Here is a 19,305-nt window from a genome sequence, read left to right as displayed (position 1 = left end):
CGATCTGGAGCCAGCTGGGCCCGTGCTCGGCGGCGTGGTCCTCGACGCGTCGTCCTCGCTCGACGAGGTCGGCGTGCTCGCACCGTCGATCGTCCGCGGGCCGCGACGACGAACGCCCTCGTGGCGGTGGGAGCAGCCACCGCCACGAGGGCGTCCTAGGTCCGGGCGGACATGCGGACATGTCCATGCCATGTCACCCGGCAGGCAGAACGTTCCTGACCTGCGGTGAGAGGTCAGACGTCGTAGTAGAGCTCGAACTCGTGCGGGTGCGGGCGCAGACGGATCGGGTCGACCTCGGCGTTGCGCTTGTAGTCGATCCACGTCGCGATGAGGTCGGGCGTGAAGACGTTGCCCGCCGTGAGGAAGTCGTGGTCGGCCTCGAGGCTGTCGAGGACCTCGCCGAGCGAGCCCGGGACCTGCTGGATGAGGGCGTGCTCCTCGGGGGGCAGCTCGTACAGGTCCTTGTCCACCGGGTCCGGCGGCTCGATCCGGTTCTGGATGCCGTCGATGCCGGCCATGAGCATGGCGGCGAACGCCAGGTACGGGTTCGACGACGGGTCCGGCACGCGGAACTCGATGCGCTTGGCCTTCGGGTTCGAACCGGTGACCGGGATGCGGATGCACGCGGAGCGGTTGCGGGCCGAGTAGACCAGGTTGACGGGGGCCTCGAAGCCGGGGACCAGGCGGTGGTAGGAGTTCACCGTCGGGTTGGTGAACGCCAGCAGCGAGGGCGCGTGCTTGAGCAGGCCGCCGATGTACCAGCGCGCGACGTCGGACAGGCCGCCGTAGCCCTTCTCGTCGAAGAACAGCGGCTCGCCGTCCTTCCAGAGGGACTGGTGGACGTGCATGCCCGAGCCGTTGTCACCGAAGAGCGGCTTCGGCATGAACGTCGCCGTCTTGCCGTTCGCGTGCGCCACGTTCTTCACGACGTACTTGAAGAGCATGACCTTGTCGCCCGAGATGGCGAGCTTGTCGAACCGGTAGTTGATCTCCTGCTGGCCGGCGGTGCCGACCTCGTGGTGGGCGCGCTCGACACCGAGGCCGAGGGCGTCCAGCTGCAGGCTGATCTGGTCGCGGATGTCCGAGAAGCCGTCCACCGGCGGGACGGGGAAGTAGCCGCCCTTGTAGGGGATCTTGTGGCCGAGGTTGCCACCCTCCTCCTCGCGACCGGTGTTCCAGGCCGCCTCGAAGGAGTCGATCTTGTAGAACGACTCGTTCTGCTTCGTGTGGAAGCGGACGTCGTCGAAGATGTAGAACTCGGCCTCGGGGGCGAAGAACGCCGTGTCCGCGATGCCGGTCGACTTCAGGTACGCCTCGGCCTTCGCGGCGACCTGACGCGGGTCCCGGCTGTAGGGCTCGTCGGTGTACGGGTCGACGATGTGGAAGTTGATGTTCAGCGTCTTCTCCACCCGGAACGGGTCGATGTACGCCGTGCTGATGTCGGGGATGAGCTTCATGTCCGACTCGTGGATCGCCTGGAAGCCGCGGATCGACGACCCGTCGAACATCTGGCCGTCCGTGAAGAAGTCCAGCTCCAGCGAGTAGGCCGGGACGTTGAAGTGCTGCATCGTGCCGGGCAGGTCACAGAACCGGACGTCGACGAACTTCACGTCCTCGCTCTTGATGAACGCCAGGACTTCCTCTGGCTTGCTGAACATCCGCTGCTCCTCGGTCGGTGGTACCCGTGGGGTCGGGCAAGGCGAGGCTACGAGCGGGCCGTTTCTCCGTCGTGTACCAAGTGTTTCGACGGCGTTACGAACTCGCGCCCCATGTGACGACTGTTGACCCTATGCCCGGAGGGGACCAGTCGGCCGGGCCGTCCGGCTAGAGGATGAAGAGCATCTCCTGGTACGTCGGCAGCGGCCAGAGCTCGTCGGCCACCAGCTCCTCGAGGGCGTCGGCGGCGGCCCGGACCTCGGCCATCGCCGGCAGGAGGGCGTCGCGCGCGTGCTCCGCCTCGGCCAGCGCCGAGTGCCCGACGTCGGCCTTGAGCGCCGCGCGCAGGGTCGCCAGCCCGGCGCGGAGCGCGGTGAGCGGCGTGGTCACCTCGGTCAGCGGGGCGGTGTCGGCCTCGACCCCGGCGGCCAGCAGGGCGCCGATGTTGAGGGCGATGTCGGTCTGGTGCTTGACCGCCGCCGGCAGGATCGCGGTGGTGCCGATCTCGAGCGCGAGGCGAGCCTCGACGCCGATGGTGAGCGCGTACTGCTCGAGCCCGATCTCGTACCGGCTGTGCATCTCGCGGTGGTTGAAGACGCCGTACTTCTCGAACAGCTCCATCGCGGGCTCGGTGATGAGCTCGGGCAGGGCGTCGAGGGTGGTCTTCAGGTTGGCCAGGCCACGCTGCTCCGCCTCGATCGGCCACTCCGAGGAGTACCCGTCGCCGTTGAAGACGACGTCCCCGTGGTCCGTGATGATCTCGGTCAGCAGCGTCTGCACGGCCGTGTCGAAGTCGGTGCCCGCGGCGACCGCGGCCTCGAGCTCGGTGGCGGCGTAGTCGAGCGAGTCGGCCATGATCGTGTTGATCGTCGTCATCGGGCCGGCCACGGTCTGCATCGAGCCCGGCGCGCGGAACTCGAAGCGGTTGCCGGTGAACGCGAACGGGCTCGTGCGGTTGCGGTCGCCCGGGTCCGTGGGCAGCACGGGCAGCGTGTCGACGCCGATGTGCATGACGCCCTTGCCCTTCGACGACGACGCGGCGCCCTTGGCGATCTGCTCGAACACGTCGGCCAGCTGGTCACCCAGGAAGATCGAGATGATCGCCGGGGGAGCCTCGTTGGCGCCGAGCCGGTGGTCGTTCGTCGCGGAGGCCACGGACGCCCGCAGCAGGCCCGCGTACTTGTGCACCGCGCGGATGACGGCCGCGCAGAACACCAGGAACTGCGCGTTGTCGTGCGGGGTGTCGCCGGGCACCAGCAGCGAGCCGAGCTCGTTGTTGCCCAGCGAGAAGTTCACGTGCTTGCCCGACCCGTTGACGCCGGCGAACGGCTTCTCGTGGAAGAGGCACTCCATACCGTGCTTCTTGGCGATGGCCTTGAAGGTGGTCATGAGCAGCTGCTGGTGGTCGGCCGCGAGGTTGCCGCGCTCGAACATCGGGGCGATCTCGAACTGGCCGGGGGCGACCTCGTTGTGGCGGGTCTTGGCCGGGATGCCGAGCTTGAACAGCTCCCGCTCGGTGTCCATCATGAAGCCCAGCACGCGGTCCGGGATGGCCCCGAAGTAGTGGTCGTCGAACTCCTGCCCCTTGGGCGGCTTGGTGCCGAACAGCGTGCGGCCGGCGTTGAGCAGGTCCGGGCGGGACAGGAAGAAGTGCCGGTCGACGAGGAAGTACTCCTGCTCGGGGCCGCAGAACGCGACGACCTTCTGGTCCTCGTGGCCGAACAGCGCGAGGATGCGCGCGGCGTGCTCGCCCATGGCCTGCTGCGAGCGGAGCAGGGGCGTCTTGTGGTCGAGGGCCTCGCCCGTCATCGAGACGAACACCGTGGGGATGCACAGCGTGTTCCCGTTCGGGTTCTCGAGGATGTACGCGGGGCTGGTGACGTCCCAGCCGGTGTAGCCGCGGGCCTCGAAGGTGTTGCGCAGGCCGCCGTTGGGGAAGCTCGACGCGTCGGGCTCGCCCTGGACGAGGGTCTTGCCGGCGAACTCCGCCAGCGAGGTGCCGTCGCCGACGGGCTCGAAGAAGCTGTCGTGCTTCTCGGCGGTCAGGCCGGTGAGCGGGTAGAAGACGTGCGCGTAGTGGGTCGCGCCCTTCTCCAGCGCCCAGTCCTTCATGGCGGAGGCGACGGCGTCGGCGACCGCCGGGTCCAGCGTCGCGCCGTGCTCGACGGTGGCGATCACGGACTTGTAGACCGACTTCGGCAGGCGCTTCTGCATGACCGTCTTGCTGAAGACGTTCGTGCCGAAGATCTCACCGGGGGCCTCGCTCCCGCTGAAGCTGACTGCCGGGGGGACGTAGGCCTCGACGTTCCAGATCGCCTCGCGACGCACAGCGTTCCCGCTCATGACAACCCCTCAGGCACGGCTCGACGCTCCGGCGTGGATCAGCGGAGCAGTGGGGTCAACCTACGAACGTCGCATACCGGCGACGTTTCCGGTGCGTTGCCGTCTCGGTCCGGCTTCCTGTGCGGGTGAGCCTGGCCGCGTCGCCTACCCTGCTCGGGTGGCAGATCGTCGTGACCTCAGCTCGTGGCTAGGCGGTACCCCCGACGAGCCCGAGCGGGCGGCCGGTGACGCACCCGCGCGAGGCGTTCGCCTCGGGCTGCCCCCGGCGGGCTCGGGCGCGCTCGCGCCTCTGGGGCGGCGGGCCGCGGCTCTGGTCATCGACTGGCTGGCGTGCCTGCTGATCTCCGGTGCGTTCTTCGCGGTGGACCCGGACGCGTTCATCCTGTCCCGCGGCAGCTCCCTGGCCACCCTCGGGATCTTCGCGCTCGAGAACGTGCTGCTGGTGGGGTCCATCGGGTTCACCCTCGGGCACCGCCTGCTGGGCCTGCGCGTGCGCCGGGTGTTCGTGCCACGAGCCGGCGAGGTCGTGGACCCGGTGTGGGCCACCGCGGCGCCCGGGTTCCTCAGTGCCCTCGTCCGCACCGTGCTCCTGTGCCTCGTGATCCCCGCCGCCGTCTGGGACGGCGACGGGCGCGGCCTGCACGACCGGGCCGCGGGCACGGCGATCGTCCGGCGCTGACCCGTCAGGCCGGCGCCTGCCACTCCAGGCTGTAGCGCCAGTAGAGGCGCCGGCGCCACCGGACGCCGGGCAGGAGGCGTCGCGCCGCGCTGCGCACCTCGCCGTAGGCGTGCTCCGGGTCCCGGACCGGCGCACCGTGCTCCCAGTCGCCCCGGACCCGGTCCGCGACGGCCGCGGCCGGCACGGCGGCCAGGCTCAGCGCGGCGTCCGCCGGCGTGGCGACCCGGGCCAGACCGACGACGACCAGGCGGCCGCCCGGAGCCGTCAGGTCCCGCAGCCGCCGCAGCCCGGCCTCGAGCTCGAGGTGGTGCAGGGTGGCGTAGCAGGTCACCAGGTCGAACTGCCCGTCGGCGGGCGTCGTCAGGACGTCGCCGACCAGGTAGTCGAGGCCGTCACCGGACTGGGCGCGGGCGCGCCCGATCTGCGCGTCGTCCACATCGAGCCCCGTCACGACGCCCACGCCGGCGGCGCGCAGCTCGCGCGTGAGGAGGCCCTCGCCGCAGCCGACGTCGAGCGCCGTGCGGGCCACCGACGCGTGCCGGAGCGCCAGCCGGTGGTAGTGCGTGTTGTGGTTCCAGCGACGGTCCGACATGAGCCGTCAGCGGCCGCGCATGCCCTTGCGGTCGGGGCGGGCGCGCATGGGGTCGACGCCCTTGGGCACGGGCAGCCTGACGCCACCGAGGGCGGTGAGGCGCTTGCTCACCTCGGCGACCTCCTGCTTGGACAGCTTCGGGCGGAGCTTCTGGACCGCGCGGGGGAGCTTGCGCAGCGCGACCTGACCCTCGCCGTCGCCCACCTGGATGAGCGTGATCGGCGCGCCGGAGATGACGCGCGCGGTGCGCTTGCGCTCGGACTCGAGCAGCTTCGAGATGCGCGGCCCGGGCCCCTCGCCCACGAGGACGACGCCCGGCCTGCCGACGCCGCGGAACACCATGTCCTGCGTGCGCGGGTCGACGGCGACGGGCTCCTGCGTGAAGTTCCAGCCGCGCCGGATGGTCCCGAGGGCGGCGAACGCGGCTCCGGGTTGGCCCTCGATCTGGGTGTACGCCGCCGTCTCGGCGCGGCGGGCGAGGAGGAACATCGCACCGAGCGCCGCGAACGGGATGCTGAGCAGCAGGACGTAGACCCAGTGGCCGATGAGCAGGCCGATGATGAGCCCCAGCGCGATGATGCCGAAGAACGCGGCCAGCACGATCCACGTGACGGCAGGGTCGTTCTTGCGGGTCATCTGGTACGCCTGCCACACCTGGTGGTACCAGCGGGTCTTCTTGACCTTGCCGGTCGGTGCAGCGGCGGAGGAAGTGTCACGGGCCATGGGCCCGAAGTCTACCGACGGATCGGGCAGCCTCTGACGGCCCTCAGCGGGCGAGCAGGCTCGCCGCCTCCTGGCGCGACGTCGTCGGCTCGGCGAAGTGTGCCAGCGCCTCGGGGATCGGGCGTCCGTAGCGCCGCATGGCCTGGCCCCAGAGGCGGCCGGCACGGTACGAGGAGCGGACCAGCGGCCCGGACATGACGCCCAGGAACCCGAGGCGCTCCGCCTCCTGCGACAGCTCGACGAACTCCTCCGGCCGCACCCAGCGCGACACTGGGTGGTGGCGCACGGACGGGCGCAGGTACTGGGTGATCGTGATGAGGTCGCAGCCGGCCTCGTGCAGCTGGCCCAGGGCCTCCACGACCTCCTCGGTGGTCTCGCCCATGCCGAGGATGAGGTTGGACTTGGTGACCAGGCCGGCCTCGCGGGCGGCCGTGATCACCGACAGGGACCGGTCGTAGCGGAAGCCCGGGCGGATCTGCTTGAAGATCCGGGGCACCGTCTCGAGGTTGTGCGCCAGCACCTCGGGCCGCGAGGAGAAGACCTCGGCCAGCAGCTCGGGGGTTGCGTTGAAGTCGGGGATGAGGAGCTCGACGCCGGTGCCGGGGTTCACGGCGTGGATCTGCCGGACCGTCTCCGCATACAGCCACGCGCCGCCGTCCGGCAGGTCGTCGCGCGCGACGCCCGTCACGGTCGAGTACTTCAGGCCCATGGCCTGCACGGACGCGGCGACCCGGCGCGGCTCGTCGGCGTCGAAGGCGGCCGGCTTGCCCGTGTCGATCTGGCAGAAGTCGCAGCGCCGCGTGCACTGGTCGCCGCCGATGAGGAACGTCGCCTCGCGGTCTTCCCAGCACTCGAAGATGTTGGGGCAGCCGGCCTCCTCGCACACCGTGTTCAGGCCCTCGCGCTTCACCAGGCCCTTGAGCTCGGTGTACTCGGGGCCCATCGTCGCGCGCGTGCGGATCCACTCCGGCTTGCGTTCGATGGGCGTCTCGGCGTTGCGCGCCTCGATGCGGAGCATGCGTCGGCCATCGGCTGCGATCGTCACGCCGGTCAGACTAACCCGCTGGTGGCGCGTCGGCTGCGGGGGAGGTGCGCGTCACACCGCGGCGACGGCCGGCCGGACCTCGATGATCGGGACGAGGGTCTCGACGAGGTGCGCGCGCACCAGGGGGGTGACCTCGGCGATGGTCACGCGTCGACCCGTCTCGACCGACAGCGACGTCACGTCGGCGTCGGTGATCCCGCAGGGCACGATGCGGTCGAACGCGGCCAGGTCGGGCTCGCAGTTCAGCGCGAAGCCGTGCATCGTCACGCCGCGCGACACGCGGACGCCGATGGCGGCGACCTTGCGCTCGCGCAGCCCACGCTGATCGTCCGCGGCGAACCACACCCCGCTGCGGCCCTCCACCCGGACCGCGGTCAGGCCCAGGTCTGCGCACGTGAGGATGAGCGCGTCCTCGAGCGCGCGCACGTAGCGGACGACGTCGATGGGCGTCGCCAGCTTCACGATGGGGTAGCCGACGAGCTGGCCCGGTCCGTGCCACGTGATCCGTCCGCCGCGGTCGACGTCGACCACCGGCGTGCCGTCGACGGGACGGTCCCAGGACGCCGTGCGGCGGCCCGCGGTGTACACGTCCTCGTGCTCGCACAGGAGCACGACGTCGTCGCTGGACCCGTCCGCGACCGCGGCGAGCACCTCGCGCTGCAGCTGCCACGTCGGCTCGTAGGGGAGCAGGCGTGTGCCGAGGTCGAGCTCGTCGAACCGCATGCCCGTCAGGCTAACCCGCGTCGCGGTCGGCCCGGGCGACGACCACCAGCAGGCGCCGCAGCTGGTCCGCCTGCTCCGGCGTGAGCCCGCGCGTGACCATGGCCTCGGCCAGCTCGTGGTCCGCGGCGACGGCGAACGCGGCGCGGCCCGAGTCCGTGATCGTGATGACGTGGCGGCGGCGGTCGTCGTCGTGGGGCGTGCGCGTGACGTAGCCCGTGCGCTCCATGCGGGCCAGCACACGGCTCATGGTCTGCTCAGTCACGGCGTTCGCCGCGGCGAGCTCGCGCTGGGACATCGGCCTCCGCTGCAGGTGGGCCAGCACCGCCAGGCTCGCGTGGTTGAGGTCCCAGGCGGCCAGGTGCGTGTTCCAGTCGCGCTCGACGCGCCGCGCCGCCGAGGCGAGCAGGCGGCCGACGGGCCACTGCTCGGGGTCGGGGGACGAGGGGTCGAACGCTCCGATCCGCCCACTCATCCGTTCCGCCTCCATTTGCTGTTCCGAAGAACAAGCCCAATGATACTCAGCATGCTGAGTAATCGCCGCTCCACGATCGTCCGCGCCGTCCTCGTCGGCGTCGCCCTCGTCGTGTGGCTCGGCATCGGGTCGGTCGGCGGGATGGCGCAGGGCAAGCTGTCGCAGGTCCAGACGAACGACGCCTCGGCCTTCCTGCCCTCGTCGGCCGAGTCCACCGTGGCGGCCGAGGAGAACAAGGGCTTCGTCGACACCGAGACCCTACCGGCGCTGGTCGTCCTGGAGCCGGAGGGTGGCGGCGACGTCACCCCCGACCAGCTGGCGGCCGTGCAGGAGTGGGCCGCGGGCGTGCCGGACCAGGCCCTGCCGCCCGGGAACGAGGGCACGTGGTCCGAGTACCTCGTGGGGGAGCCCGCGGTGGTCCCGTCCGAGGACGGCGAGGCACTGCTGGTCGCCTTCTCCCTGGACGGTGCGAAGGCCGACGACCTCCTCGCCGACGACGAGGGCGTCACCGACTCGTTCGTCCTGGCGCTGCGCGACTCCCTCGAGCAGGACCTCGGCGCGACCGCGACGTCCGCGGGCGAGCTCGGCCTGCACGCGTGGGTCACGGGCCCCGCCGGGTTCGTCGCGGACCTGGTCACCGCGTTCGGCGGCATCGACGGCGTCCTGCTGCTCGTCGCCCTGGGCGCCGTGCTGCTCATCCTCGTGCTCGTCTACCGCTCGCCGTTCCTGCCGTTCGTCGTCATCCTCACGGCGGTGTTCGCGCTCTGCCTCGCGGGCCTGGTGGTCTACCACCTCGCCAAGAACGGGACGCTGGTCCTCAACGGGCAGTCGCAGGGGATCCTGTCGATCCTCGTCGTCGGTGCGTCCGTGGACTACGCGCTGCTGCTCGTGGCGCGCTACCGCGAGGAGCTGCACCGCGTCGAGCACCCCGCCGAGGCGATGGGGCGTGCGCTCCGCGCGTGCGTCGAGCCCATCGCGGCCAGCGCCGGCACGGTCATCGCGGGCGTGCTGTGCCTGCTGCTCTCCGACCTGGGCTCCAACCGCTCCCTCGGGCCGGTCGCGGCCATCGGCATCGCGTCGGCCCTGCTCGGCGCGCTCACGCTGCTGCCGGCCATCCTGCTGATCGGCGGCAAGCGGTCCCGGTTCCTGTTCTGGCCGCGCGCACCGCGTCCGGAGCCGGCGCCCGTCGCCCCGGCCGACGGCCACGCGCACGTCGACGTCGCGGCCGAGCCTGACCCCGCCGACGGCACTGGCGTGTGGGCGCGGCTGGCGCGCTTCGTCGGCCGCCGCGCCCGGCCGGTCTGGGTGGTCACCGCGCTGGTCCTGTGCGTCGGTGCCGCCTTCCTGCCCACCCTGAACGCGTCCGGGACCAGCCAGGTCGACATCTTCCTCACCGACGTCGACGCCGTCGCCGGCGAGGCCGTGCTGGCCGAGCACTTCCCGGCCGGCGCCGTGCAGCCCGCGATCGTCATCGTCGACGAGGCGGACGTCGACGCCGTGACCACCGCGGCCGAAGGGGTCGACGGCGTCGAGTCCGTCGCGCCGTACACCGGTGCGCCGGCCGGCGCCGGGGCTCCCGCGACGGACGCCCCGCCGGTGGTCGTCGACGGGCGGGTGCGTCTCGACGTCACGACGACGGCCTCGGCCGACACCCAGGCGGCCGTCGCCACGGTGGAGGACCTGCGCACCGCGGTCCACGAGGTCAGCCCCACCGCGGTCGTCGGGGGTGCCGCCGCCGAGACGCTGGACACCCAGCTGGCCAGCGAGCGGGACCTGCGCGTGATCGTCCCGGTCGTGCTGCTGGTGATCGGGCTGATTCTCATGTTCCTCCTGCGCTCGGTCGTGGCGGCGGCGGTGCTGCTCGTCGCCAACGTGCTCTCGTTCGCGGCGTCGCTGGGCGTGGCGGCGATCTTCTTCAACCACGTGTTCGGCTTCGCCGGCGCCGACCCCGTCGTGCCGCTGTTCGCGTTCGTGTTCCTGGTGGCGCTCGGCGTCGACTACTCGATCTTCCTCATGACCCGCGTGCGCGAGGAGTCCGTGAAGGTGGGCACCCGTGCCGGGGTGGTCCGCGGGCTCGCGGTGACCGGCGGCGTCATCACGTCCGCGGGCGTGGTGCTGGCCACGACCTTCGCCGCGCTGGGGGTCATCCCCCTGCTGTTCCTGGCGCAGATCGCGTTCATCGTCGCGTTCGGCGTGCTGCTCGACACGCTCGTCGTCCGGAGCCTGCTGGTGCCCGCGCTGGTGCACGACCTCGGGCGTCGGACGTGGTGGCCCAGCGCGCTGTCCCGCCAGGAGGAGCACGGTCTGCACAAGGTCGCCCCCGACCTAGAGTGAGCCGCATGGAGCCGCTGCGCGTCGGACTGGTCGGGTACGGGGGAGCGGGCCGGGGCATCCACTCCCGGCTGCTGCGCGAGGCCGGCCAGCAGGTGACCTGCGTGGTCACCCGCAGCCGAGCGGCGCAGGTGGAGCAGGACTGGCCCGGGGCCACCGTGGTCGCCGACGTGGACGGGCTGCTGGAGCACGCGGCCGAGCTCGACCTCGTGGTCGTCGCCAGCCCCACGGGCGAGCACGTCGCGCACGTGGGCGCCGCCCTCGACGCGGGGCTGCACGTGATCGTCGACAAGCCGCTGGCCACGAGCGCGGCCGACGCCCAGGCGCTGGCCGATCGCGCCGACGGGCGGCTCACGGTCTTCCAGAACCGCCGGTGGGACAGCGAGCAGCTCACGCTGCTCGGGCTCCTGGCCCGGGGCGAGCTGGGGACCGTGCACCGGTTCGAGCGGCGCTGGGAGAGGTTCCGGCCCGTGCCGCACGACCGCTGGAAGGAGAACGACCCCGAGTCGGGCGGTCTCCTGCTCGACCTCGGCGCGCACCTGGTCGACTCTGCCGTCCAGCTGTTCGGCCCGGTCACGCAGGTGTACGCCGAGCTCCACGCGCGCTCGACCCCGGCCGTCGACGACGTGTTCCTCGCGCTCGTGCACGCCGACAACGGGGTGGTGAGCCACCTGCAGGCGGGGGCCGTCGTCGGTGCGCCCGGGCCGCGCACGCGAGTGCTGGGCGACGGCGGCGCGTTCCTGGTCACCAGCTTCGAGGGGGAGCCGACGCCCTTCGCCGCGTTGGACGACGCCTACGAGGAGACCCGGCGGCCCGGCGAGCCCGTGCACGAGGGCTGGCTGGTCCGCGGCGCCGAGCGCTTCCCCGTGCCGGCGGTCGGCGGCGGCCACGTCGACCTCTACCGCGCCGTGGTCCGGTGGGTCGTCGACGGCGGACCGCCGCCGGTCGAGCCCGCCGACGCCGCCCGCACGGCCCGCGTCCTCGACGCCGCCCTCGTGTCCGCGGCGGAGCGGCGGGTCGTCCTGCTCGCCTGACGGCCTGTGGATGACGGCCGACGGGCCGCGGCCGTCCGGTCTTGGATGTCCGGCATGGACAGGTTCCTCGTGCCGGCCGACGTGGAGGCGGCCCTCGCCCGCGTCGGGTTCCGCCCCGTCGACGTCGCGGGCACCGGCTGGCTGGCGGTCGCCCTCGACGGCACCGACCGCCGCCTCGAGCTGCACGTCGTGCCCGCCGCGCTCGAGGGACACCTCGCGGCCCGGGCCGACCGGCTGCGGGCGCTGCGGCACGAGCACCTCGCGCGGCTCCTCGACGTCATCGAGCTCTCGCCCGGTCGCCTCGGTCTGGCGGTCGAGCACGTCGCCGGCCTGACGCTGGACCAGGTCCGCGCCGCGCGGTCGCCGCTGACCGACGGCGAGGCCGCCACGGTCGCGATCCCGGTGGCGGGGGCGCTCGGGGTGCTGCACGACGCCGGCCTGGTGCACGGTGCCGTCTCGGCGTCGGCCGTCGTGCTGCGCCCCGACGGCCGGCCCGTGCTGACCGACCTGCGCGGCGCCCTGCTCGGGTCGGGGGAGGCCGAGGCGGACGTGCGCCGTCTGGTGACCACCGTGGTCGCGCAGCTGCCGGGCGAGGACGTGCACCCTGCGGACCAGCCGTCCCTGCGAGGGGCCCTGGTGGACCTGCTGACGGTGCCGGGGCTGGGGGCGGGGCAGGTGGTGGACCGCTGCTACCGCGTGACCGAACCGGCGCCCCTCCGGCTCCCGGACGTCCGAGCGACAGGGGCGTCTGCGCCGGCGACACGGGCCCGCCGGGACGTCCGAGCGGGGCGTGATGCCGGGCGACGACGCAGGCTGCGGCTGTCCGTAGCCGCTGCCGCGGCCGTCGTGCTCGTGGTCGGCGGTCTTGCGGGACGGCACCTCCTGGTGTCGCCTGCGGCCTCGGTGCCCGGTCACGCCGACGTGGTGTCGGCGCCCGTCTCGGGGTCCCGGTCGACGGATCCCGGATCGTCCGCACCGGAGCCTGCGGTGACGGGTCCCGGAGGGTCGCCGGTGACGGACCGCGGCGATCCCGTGGCGGCGGCGACGGAGCTCAGCAGGCTGCGCGCAGCGGCGGTCGGTGCAGGCGACGCGGGCGCGCTCGGCGCCGTCGAGGTCGCCGACGGTCCGGCGCACACGGCCGACGTGCTACTGCTCGCTGGGCATGGCCCGCAGGAGGGCCTCGCGGCCGACGTGCAGGACGCGTGGCTGGTCGCCGACGACGGCACGCGGGGCTCCACCACGGACGTCGCCGTGACGGCGGCCATGTCCTCGGCCACCCGCACGGGTTCGCCGCCGCGCACCGTCGTCCTGGGGCTGCGGTGGACCGACGAGGGCTGGCGCGTGTGGGACGTGGTCCAACCCTGACGTCAGCCGCGGGCGACCCAGGCGGCCGCGGTGTCCAGGTCCCTGTGCGTCGGCACGAACCCGGTCGCGTCCAGCACCGCCGGCACCGCGCGGATCGAGCCGAGCACCTCCGACGAGAAGTCGCCGAGCACCGTCCGCAGCGCGAACGACGGCACGGGGATCGCCGCGGGACGGTGGAACGCGCGGGCGAGGGCGGCCACGACCTCGGCGTTCCTCGCCGGCGCGGTCACCAGGTTCACCGGACCGTGCACGTCGGCCGTGAGCAGGTGCTCGATGGCGCGGACCTCGTCCAGCAGCGTGATCCAGGGCCAGAACTGCCTGCCCGACCCGAGGCGGCCCCCGACGCCGGCCTTGAGCAGAGGCAGCAGCGGTCCCAGCGCGCCGCCGCCCTGGCCGAGCACGATCCCGGTGCGCAGGAACACCACCCGGACGCCGGCGTCGGCGGCGGCCTCGGTGGCCGCTTCCCACTGGCGGACGACGTTGGCGAAGAACGTGGTGCCGATCGGCTCGTCCTCGTCGAGCACGTCCTCGCCGCGCGAGCCGTAGGCGCCGATGCCCGACGCCTGCAGGAGCACCTCGGGCCCGTCGTCCAGCTCCGCGAGGGTCCGGGCGAGAAGCCGCGTGGTGAGCACCCGCGAGGACAGCACCTCCCGCTTGCGGGCCGTCGTCAGGGGGCGCGAGCCGGGGTTGACGCCCGCCAGGTTGATCACCGCGTCGGCGTCGGCGAGCTCGGCCGGATCGAGGCGGCCGGCCTGCGGGTCCCAGGAGATCTCCGAGGGACCTCCGGCGTCTCCTCGCACCAGGACCCGGACGTCGTGCCCGTCGGCCCGCAGGTGCGGGACGAGCGCGCTGCCGATGAAGCCGTGCGACCCCGCGATGACCACGTGCATGGCGCTCACCCTACGGTCGGGCCGCCCGGTCGACATGTCGACGGCCCGGCACCCATGTCGGGGTGCCGGGCCGTCGGCCGATCAGGTGCTGCCGCGCGTCAGATGCCGACCTCGGACTCGAACGCACCCTCCTCGAGGCGGGCCTTCACCGCGCTGAGGTAGCGCGAGGCGTCCGCCCCGTCGACCAGGCGGTGGTCGTAGGAGAGGGACAGGTAGCACATCGAGCGGATCGCGATGACCTCGGCGCCGTCCGCGTCCTGGATGACGACCGGGCGCTTGACGATCGCGCCGGTGCCGAGGATGGCGGACGTGCCGCCCGGGACGATCGGCGTATCGATGATCGCGCCGCCCGACCCGGTGTTCGTCACCGTGAACGTGGCTCCGCTGAGCTCGTCCGGCGTGACCTTGTTCTGGCGCGTGCGACCGGCCAGGTCCACGATCTTGCGCGCGATGCCGGCGAGGTTGAGGTCGCCCGCGTCGCGGATGACCGGCACCAGCAGGCCGCGCTCGGTGTCGACCGCGATGCCGACGTTCTCCTGGCCGTGGTACGTGATCGTGTTGCCCTCGAGCACCCCGTTGATCTTCGGGTATGCCTTCAGGCCCTCGATCGCCGCCAGCACGAAGAACGGCAGGAACGTGAGGTTGACGCCCTCGCGGGACGAGAACTCGCTCTTCGCCTTGGCGCGCAGCCGGGCGATCTTGGTGACGTCGACCTCGACCACGGTGGTGAGCTGCGCCTGCGAGTGCAGGGCGTCGACCATGCGCTCGGCGATGATCTGGCGCAGGCGGCTCGCCTTCTCGGTGGTCCCGCGCAGCGGCGACACGGTCGCGGCAGCGGACTTCGGAGCCGGTGCGGCGGCGGGCGCCGCGGGCTGAGCAGTCGCCGCGGCGGCCTTCTCGGCCTCGGCCTTGGCGGCCGCGTCGAGCACGTCCTCCTTGCGGATCCGACCGCCGACGCCGGTGCCGACGAGACCGGCCACGTCGACGCCCTTCTCGGCCGCGAGCTTGCGGACGAGCGGCGTGAGGTAGGTGCCCGAGGCCGAGGGTGCCGGAGCCGGAGCCGGAGCCGGAGCGGCCGCCGGGGTGGCGGGCACGGGCGCCGGCGTCGGGGTGGCCGGGACCGGCGTCGGCGTGGCGACCGGCGCGGGCGTGGCCGCGGCGGACTCCTGCTCGGCGGCGGGCTCGGGTGCCGACTGGGGCTCGGGAGCCTGCTCCGGCGCCTTCTCGGCGGGTGCGGCGGCCGGTGCGGCAGCGGGTGCGGCAGCCGGTGCGGCGGCTGCAGGTGCGGAACCGGAGCCGATGACGGCGAGCACGGCGCCGACCTCGACGGTCTCGTCCTCCTGCACCAGGATCTGCTGCAGCGTGCCGGCGAACGGCGACGGGATCTCCGTGTCGACCTTGTCGGTCGAGATCTCGAGCAGCGGCTCGTCCACGGCGACGTCGTCGCCCACGGCCTTGAGCCACCGCGTGACGGTGCCCTCGGTCACGGACTCGCCGAGCGCGGGGAGCGTGACGTTCTCGCTGGCGCCGCCGTCCGACCCCGGCGCGGACTGCGCCGCGGCGGGCTCCTCGTGCGACTCGACCGGCTGCTGGGCGGGGGCGGCCTCGGCGGCGGGCTCCTCGGCGGGTGCCTGCTCGGCGGGCGCCTCCTCAGCGGGCCCCCCCTCGGACGGCGCCTCCTCGGCAGCGGGCTCGGCCGCCTGCGGGGCGTCATCCTGGCCGGACGACGCCTGGCCGGACCCGATGACGGCGAGCGTGGCGCCGACCTCGACCGTCTCGTCCTCCTGGACCAGGATCTGCTCGAGCACGCCGGCGAACGGCGACGGGATCTCGGTGTCGACCTTGTCGGTCGAGATCTCGAGCAGCGGCTCGTCGACCTCCACCGTGTCGCCCACGTTCTTCAACCAGCGGGTGACGGTCCCCTCGGTGACGGACTCACCGAGTGCGGGCAGCTGCACGTTGTCGGACATGACCGCTCGTGTCTCCTTCGATTCGTGAGGTCAGTTGTGGGCGTGCAGCGGCTTGCCGGCGAGCGCGAGGTGCGCCTCCCCGAGGGCCTCGTTCTGCGTGGGGTGGGCGTGCACGAGAGAAGCGACGTCCTCCGGGTAGGCCTCCCAGTTGACGATGAGCTGACCCTCGCCGATGAGCTCGCCGACGCGCGCGCCGATCATGTGGACGCCGACGACGGGTCCGTCCTTCTGGCGCACGAGCTTGACGAAGCCCTGCGTGCCGAGGATCTGGCTCTTGCCGTTGCCGCCCAGGTTGTACTCGAGCGTCTCGACGGCGTCGGCCCCGTGGACCTCCTTGGCGCGCGCCTCCGTGAGGCCCACCGAGGCGACCTCGGGGTCGGAGTACGTCACGCGCGGGATGCCCGACTCGACGATGACCGCCGGGTTGAGGCCCGCGATCTCCTCGGCCACGAAGATGCCCTGCGCGAAGCCGCGGTGCGCCAGCTGGAGGCCGGGGACGATGTCTCCGACCGCGTAGATGTTGCCGACGCCGGTGTGCAGGCGCTCGTCGGTGATGACGAACCCGCGGTCCAGCGTGATGCCCTGCTCCTCGTACCCGACGCCCGAGGTGCGCGGCCCGCGGCCGACGGCGACGAGCAGGAGGTCGGCGTCGAACGTCTTGCCGTCCTCGAGCGTGACGTGCACGCCGTTGTCGTCCTGGGTCACGCCCTGGAACCGGACGCCCAGGTTGAAGTTGATGCCGCGCTTGCGGAACGCGCGCTCGAACGCCTTGGAGAGCGACTCGTCCTCGTTGGCGACCAGGTGGGGGAGCGCCTCGATGATGGTGACGTCCGCGCCGAACGACTTCCACACGCTGGCGAACTCGGAGCCGATGACCCCGCCGCCCAGCACGATGACGGACTTCGGCACCCAGTCGAGCTGCAGCGCCTGGTCGGACGTGACGACGCGGCCGCCGATCTCGAGGCCGGGCAGCGAGCGCGCGTACGACCCGGTCGCGAGGATCACGTGGCCACCGGTGATGCGCTCACCGTTGACCTCGACGGTGTCGGGGCCGACGAGCTTGCCGTAGCCCTCGAAGACCGTGATCTTGCGCGACTTCACGAGGCCCTGCAGGCCCTTGTAGAGGCGGCCGATGACGGTGGCCTTGTACTCGTTCACACCGTTCATGTCGATGTGGTCGAGCGTGGTGTGCACGCCAAAGTGGGCGCCGTCGCGGGCGTGGTCCGCCAGCTCGGCGGCGTGCAGCAGGGCCTTGGTCGGGATGCATCCGTAGTGCAGGCAGGTGCCGCCGACCTTGTCGGCCTCGACCAGGGCGACGGACTTGCCCAGCTGTGCGGCGCGCAGCGCAGCGGCGTAGCCGCCACTGCCTCCGCCCAGGACGACGATGTCGAAAGCGGTGCCGTTCGTGTCGGCCACGTGCAGACTCCTCATACGCAGACTTGGTGGTCTCGAGCTCGCCGACCATCCTGTCATCCCGGCAGGCTTGGAACGACCTGGACGACGCGCGCGACCGTGTGATGAGCAGAACAGTCGTCCCATGACTGCTGTTCCGTCTGTCGCATCACACCCCGCGGACCGACAGGCTCGCAGGTTACTCTCGTGCGCCATGGGCCTGTTCTCGCGCCGCAAGCCGGCCGCCGCCAACGACGCGCCGACGGACCGCGACGCGCGGCAGGCGACGATCACGCACCTCAAGGACTTCGTCGCCACGCGCGTCGGGGTCGAGGCCTACGTCGAGCCGCGGACCAACGACACCCCGACGACGATGATGCTCGTCGCCACGGACGGCGAGTGGACCCGTCGCCGGGTGCCGGACCCCGAGACCGCGTGGCAGCTCGCGCGCGACATGGGGATCCCCGTGTACGACGTGCAGCGGACCGGCTACCCGCAGCGCGTCCGCGACTGGAACTCGCGGCAGCGGCTGGCGACGAAGCGCAAGCACGCCTAGGCAGCCGGCGCGCGGCCCTCCAGGAGTGCCAGCAGCGTCCGCACCCCGACGCCGGTGCCGCCGACCGGCGTGTACCCGTGCGCGGAGCGCTCGTTGTAGGCGGGTCCGGCGATGTCCAGGTGGGCCCACGGGGTCTGCCCGACGAACTCCTGCAGGAAGATCCCGGCGGTCAGCATGCCGCCGAACCGGTCCCCGATGTTCGCCAGGTCGGCGACCTTGGACTTGAGGCCCGCGCGCAGGTCCGCCGGCAGCGGCATGGGCCAGAACAGCTCGCCGCTGGTCTCGGCGGCGGTGACGACCTCCGCGCGCACGTCGTCGGTCCCCATGACGGCCGAGACGCGGTGGCCGAGCGCGACGAGCTGCGCGCCGGTGAGGGTCGCGATGTCGATGACGACGTCCGGCTTCTCCTCGACGGCGGCGACGAGCCCGTCGGCCATCACCAGGCGACCCTCGGCGTCGGTGTTGAGCACCTCGACGGTCTTGCCGCCGCGGATCGTCAGCACGTCGGACGGACGCTGGGCGGTGCCGGACGGCATGTTCTCCGCCAGGCAGAGCCAGCCGGTGACGGCGACGGGCAGCTCGAGGCGCGCGGCGGCGAGGACGGTGTGCAGCACCGCGGCGGCGCCGGCCATGTCGGACTTCATGGCCTCCATGCCGGCTGCGGGCTTGATGGAGATGCCGCCCGAGTCGAAGGTGATGCCCTTGCCGACAAGGGCGACCTTGGCCTTCGGGTGCGACGGCGAGTAGGCGACCTTGACCAGGCGCGGGCCACGGACGGAGCCCTGGCCGACGCCGATCAGGCCGCCGTAGCCGCCGGCGGCGAGCGCCTTGTCGTCGAGCACGGTGACCTTGAGGCCCTTGGCGCCCGAGTCCTTGGCGGCGGCCTTCGCGATCTCCGCGAACGCGGCCGGGTACAGGTCGTTGGGGGCGGCGTTCACCAGGTCGCGCGTGCCGTGCACGGCGGCGGCGACCACCTCGGCACGGGCGACGGCCGCAGCCGCGGCGCGGTCGCGGGGGTGTGCGGTGACGATCTGGATCGAGCCGACCGGCGCCTCCTTGGCGGCCTCGGACGCGCGGTAGCGGGTGTAGGAGTACGCGCCGAAGAGAGCGCCCTCCGCGACGGCGGCCACGGAGGCGGCGTCGTCGGCGGGCAGGGCGAGGCCCACGCTGGCGGTTCCGGCGAGCTCGCGCGTCGCCGCGCCCGCCGCGCGCCGCAGCACCTCGGGCGTCACCTTGTCGGCCGGCCCGACCCCGGTCAGGACGACCACCTTCGCCACGAGGCCGGTACCCGGCAGGCGTCGGACCTCGTCGGCCGCGCCGGTGATCCCGAGCGCCGCGGCGTCGGCCAGCTGGGCCCGCAGGTCCTTGGGCAGGCGCTCGGCGCCCAGGACGGCCGGTGCGCCGTCCTGCTGGGCGACCGCGACGACCAGGGCGTCGACGGCGAGGCGGGCAGGGTCCTGGGAGGTCAGCGAGACGGTCACGGCTCGATGATAGATCCGGACGGTGGACGGTCCGCCCGGCGGCCGCCGGTACG

General features: G+C 72.7%; 16 protein-coding genes. 5 read left to right on the top strand and 11 right to left on the bottom strand.

The window, feature by feature from the left end; translation table 11 throughout:
• Window positions 1-233: 233 nt before the first annotated feature.
• Window positions 234-1,658 (bottom strand): type I glutamate--ammonia ligase, encoded by a 1,425-nt coding sequence (gene glnA, locus AC1DT4_RS08315; protein ID WP_477089311.1) that lies wholly within the window; start codon window positions 1,656-1,658, stop codon window positions 234-236.
• Window positions 1,659-1,824: 166 nt separating this feature from the next.
• Window positions 1,825-3,999 (bottom strand): glutamine synthetase III family protein, encoded by a 2,175-nt coding sequence (locus AC1DT4_RS08310; protein WP_477089310.1) that lies wholly within the window; start codon window positions 3,997-3,999, stop codon window positions 1,825-1,827.
• Between the two features lie 157 nt (window positions 4,000-4,156).
• Between AC1DT4_RS08310 and AC1DT4_RS08305 the strand changes: the two genes are divergently transcribed.
• Window positions 4,157-4,678, top strand: coding sequence for an RDD family protein (locus AC1DT4_RS08305; protein WP_477089309.1), 522 nt, complete (start codon window positions 4,157-4,159; stop codon window positions 4,676-4,678).
• Window positions 4,679-4,682: 4 nt separating this feature from the next.
• On the opposite strand, the gene AC1DT4_RS08300 is transcribed toward AC1DT4_RS08305, so the two are convergent.
• From AC1DT4_RS08300 to AC1DT4_RS08280, 5 genes are read right to left on the bottom strand one after another with little or no spacing between them, the layout of a single operon-like run.
• Window positions 4,683-5,270, bottom strand: coding sequence for a class I SAM-dependent methyltransferase (locus AC1DT4_RS08300; protein ID WP_477089308.1), 588 nt, complete (start codon window positions 5,268-5,270; stop codon window positions 4,683-4,685).
• A gap of 6 nt (window positions 5,271-5,276) precedes the next feature.
• Entirely contained in the window at window positions 5,277-5,993 is a 717-nt protein-coding gene (locus tag AC1DT4_RS08295) for a DUF4191 domain-containing protein (RefSeq protein ID WP_477089307.1), read from the bottom strand.
• A gap of 43 nt (window positions 5,994-6,036) precedes the next feature.
• Window positions 6,037-7,038 (bottom strand): lipoyl synthase, encoded by a 1,002-nt coding sequence (gene lipA / locus AC1DT4_RS08290; protein ID WP_477089306.1) that lies wholly within the window; start codon window positions 7,036-7,038, stop codon window positions 6,037-6,039.
• A 51-nt stretch (window positions 7,039-7,089) separates the two neighbouring features.
• Window positions 7,090-7,761, bottom strand: a complete 672-nt coding sequence (gene lipB / locus AC1DT4_RS08285; RefSeq protein ID WP_477089305.1) for a lipoyl(octanoyl) transferase LipB — start codon at window positions 7,759-7,761, stop codon at window positions 7,090-7,092.
• A gap of 10 nt (window positions 7,762-7,771) precedes the next feature.
• Window positions 7,772-8,233, bottom strand: coding sequence for a MarR family winged helix-turn-helix transcriptional regulator (locus AC1DT4_RS08280; protein WP_477089304.1), 462 nt, complete (start codon window positions 8,231-8,233; stop codon window positions 7,772-7,774).
• Window positions 8,234-8,284: 51 nt separating this feature from the next.
• Here AC1DT4_RS08280 and AC1DT4_RS08275 point away from each other — a divergent pair, with 51 nt between their 5' ends.
• From AC1DT4_RS08275 to AC1DT4_RS08265, 3 genes are read left to right on the top strand one after another with little or no spacing between them, the layout of a single operon-like run.
• Window positions 8,285-10,567 carry an MMPL family transporter gene (locus tag AC1DT4_RS08275; protein WP_477089303.1) on the top strand — a complete coding sequence of 761 codons (2,283 nt, stop codon included), beginning with the start codon at window positions 8,285-8,287 and terminating at the stop codon, window positions 10,565-10,567.
• Window positions 10,568-10,572: 5 nt separating this feature from the next.
• On the top strand, window positions 10,573-11,598 hold the full coding sequence (locus AC1DT4_RS08270; protein ID WP_477089302.1) for a Gfo/Idh/MocA family protein: 1,026 nt from the start codon (window positions 10,573-10,575) through the stop codon (window positions 11,596-11,598).
• A gap of 54 nt (window positions 11,599-11,652) precedes the next feature.
• On the top strand, window positions 11,653-12,963 hold the full coding sequence (locus AC1DT4_RS08265) for a protein kinase family protein (protein WP_477089301.1): 1,311 nt from the start codon (window positions 11,653-11,655) through the stop codon (window positions 12,961-12,963).
• 2 nt (window positions 12,964-12,965) lie between these two features.
• Here AC1DT4_RS08265 and AC1DT4_RS08260 read toward each other — a convergent pair whose 3' ends face one another.
• The 3 genes from AC1DT4_RS08260 to lpdA form a co-directional block, all read right to left on the bottom strand.
• Window positions 12,966-13,853, bottom strand: a complete 888-nt coding sequence (locus AC1DT4_RS08260; protein WP_477089300.1) for a TIGR01777 family oxidoreductase — start codon at window positions 13,851-13,853, stop codon at window positions 12,966-12,968.
• Between the two features lie 98 nt (window positions 13,854-13,951).
• Window positions 13,952-15,823, bottom strand: a complete 1,872-nt coding sequence (gene sucB, locus AC1DT4_RS08255; RefSeq protein WP_477089299.1) for a 2-oxoglutarate dehydrogenase, E2 component, dihydrolipoamide succinyltransferase — start codon at window positions 15,821-15,823, stop codon at window positions 13,952-13,954.
• A 30-nt stretch (window positions 15,824-15,853) separates the two neighbouring features.
• Complete coding sequence (lpdA, locus tag AC1DT4_RS08250; protein WP_477089298.1) at window positions 15,854-17,239, bottom strand: dihydrolipoyl dehydrogenase; 1,386 nt, start codon at window positions 17,237-17,239, stop codon at window positions 15,854-15,856.
• Window positions 17,240-17,429: 190 nt separating this feature from the next.
• Here lpdA and AC1DT4_RS08245 point away from each other — a divergent pair, with 190 nt between their 5' ends.
• Window positions 17,430-17,771 carry an oxidoreductase gene (locus AC1DT4_RS08245; protein WP_477089297.1) on the top strand — a complete coding sequence of 114 codons (342 nt, stop codon included), beginning with the start codon at window positions 17,430-17,432 and terminating at the stop codon, window positions 17,769-17,771.
• On the opposite strand, the gene AC1DT4_RS08240 is transcribed toward AC1DT4_RS08245, so the two are convergent.
• On the bottom strand, window positions 17,768-19,252 hold the full coding sequence (locus AC1DT4_RS08240) for a leucyl aminopeptidase (protein WP_477089296.1): 1,485 nt from the start codon (window positions 19,250-19,252) through the stop codon (window positions 17,768-17,770). The two genes, AC1DT4_RS08245 and AC1DT4_RS08240, sit on opposite strands and share 4 nt — an antisense overlap.
• Window positions 19,253-19,305: the final 53 nt, after the last annotated feature.

The sequence above is a fragment of the Cellulomonas sp. P4_D11 genome, from assembly GCF_056401915.1.
This window is presented reverse-complemented; position numbering and strand designations above follow the sequence as displayed.

Coding starts and splice junctions, on each gene's coding strand:
- AC1DT4_RS08275 (WP_477089303.1), top strand. CDS start 8,285: ATGCTGAGTAATCGCCGCTCCACGATCGTCCGCGCCGTCCTCGTCGGC.
- glnA (WP_477089311.1), bottom strand. CDS start 1,658: ATGTTCAGCAAGCCAGAGGAAGTCCTGGCGTTCATCAAGAGCGAGGAC.
- AC1DT4_RS08245 (WP_477089297.1), top strand. CDS start 17,430: ATGGGCCTGTTCTCGCGCCGCAAGCCGGCCGCCGCCAACGACGCGCCG.
- AC1DT4_RS08310 (WP_477089310.1), bottom strand. CDS start 3,999: ATGAGCGGGAACGCTGTGCGTCGCGAGGCGATCTGGAACGTCGAGGCC.
- sucB (WP_477089299.1), bottom strand. CDS start 15,823: ATGTCCGACAACGTGCAGCTGCCCGCACTCGGTGAGTCCGTCACCGAG.
- AC1DT4_RS08260 (WP_477089300.1), bottom strand. CDS start 13,853: ATGCACGTGGTCATCGCGGGGTCGCACGGCTTCATCGGCAGCGCGCTC.
- AC1DT4_RS08265 (WP_477089301.1), top strand. CDS start 11,653: ATGGACAGGTTCCTCGTGCCGGCCGACGTGGAGGCGGCCCTCGCCCGC.
- AC1DT4_RS08270 (WP_477089302.1), top strand. CDS start 10,573: ATGGAGCCGCTGCGCGTCGGACTGGTCGGGTACGGGGGAGCGGGCCGG.
- AC1DT4_RS08300 (WP_477089308.1), bottom strand. CDS start 5,270: ATGTCGGACCGTCGCTGGAACCACAACACGCACTACCACCGGCTGGCG.
- AC1DT4_RS08295 (WP_477089307.1), bottom strand. CDS start 5,993: ATGGCCCGTGACACTTCCTCCGCCGCTGCACCGACCGGCAAGGTCAAG.
- lipB (WP_477089305.1), bottom strand. CDS start 7,761: ATGCGGTTCGACGAGCTCGACCTCGGCACACGCCTGCTCCCCTACGAG.
- AC1DT4_RS08280 (WP_477089304.1), bottom strand. CDS start 8,233: ATGAGTGGGCGGATCGGAGCGTTCGACCCCTCGTCCCCCGACCCCGAG.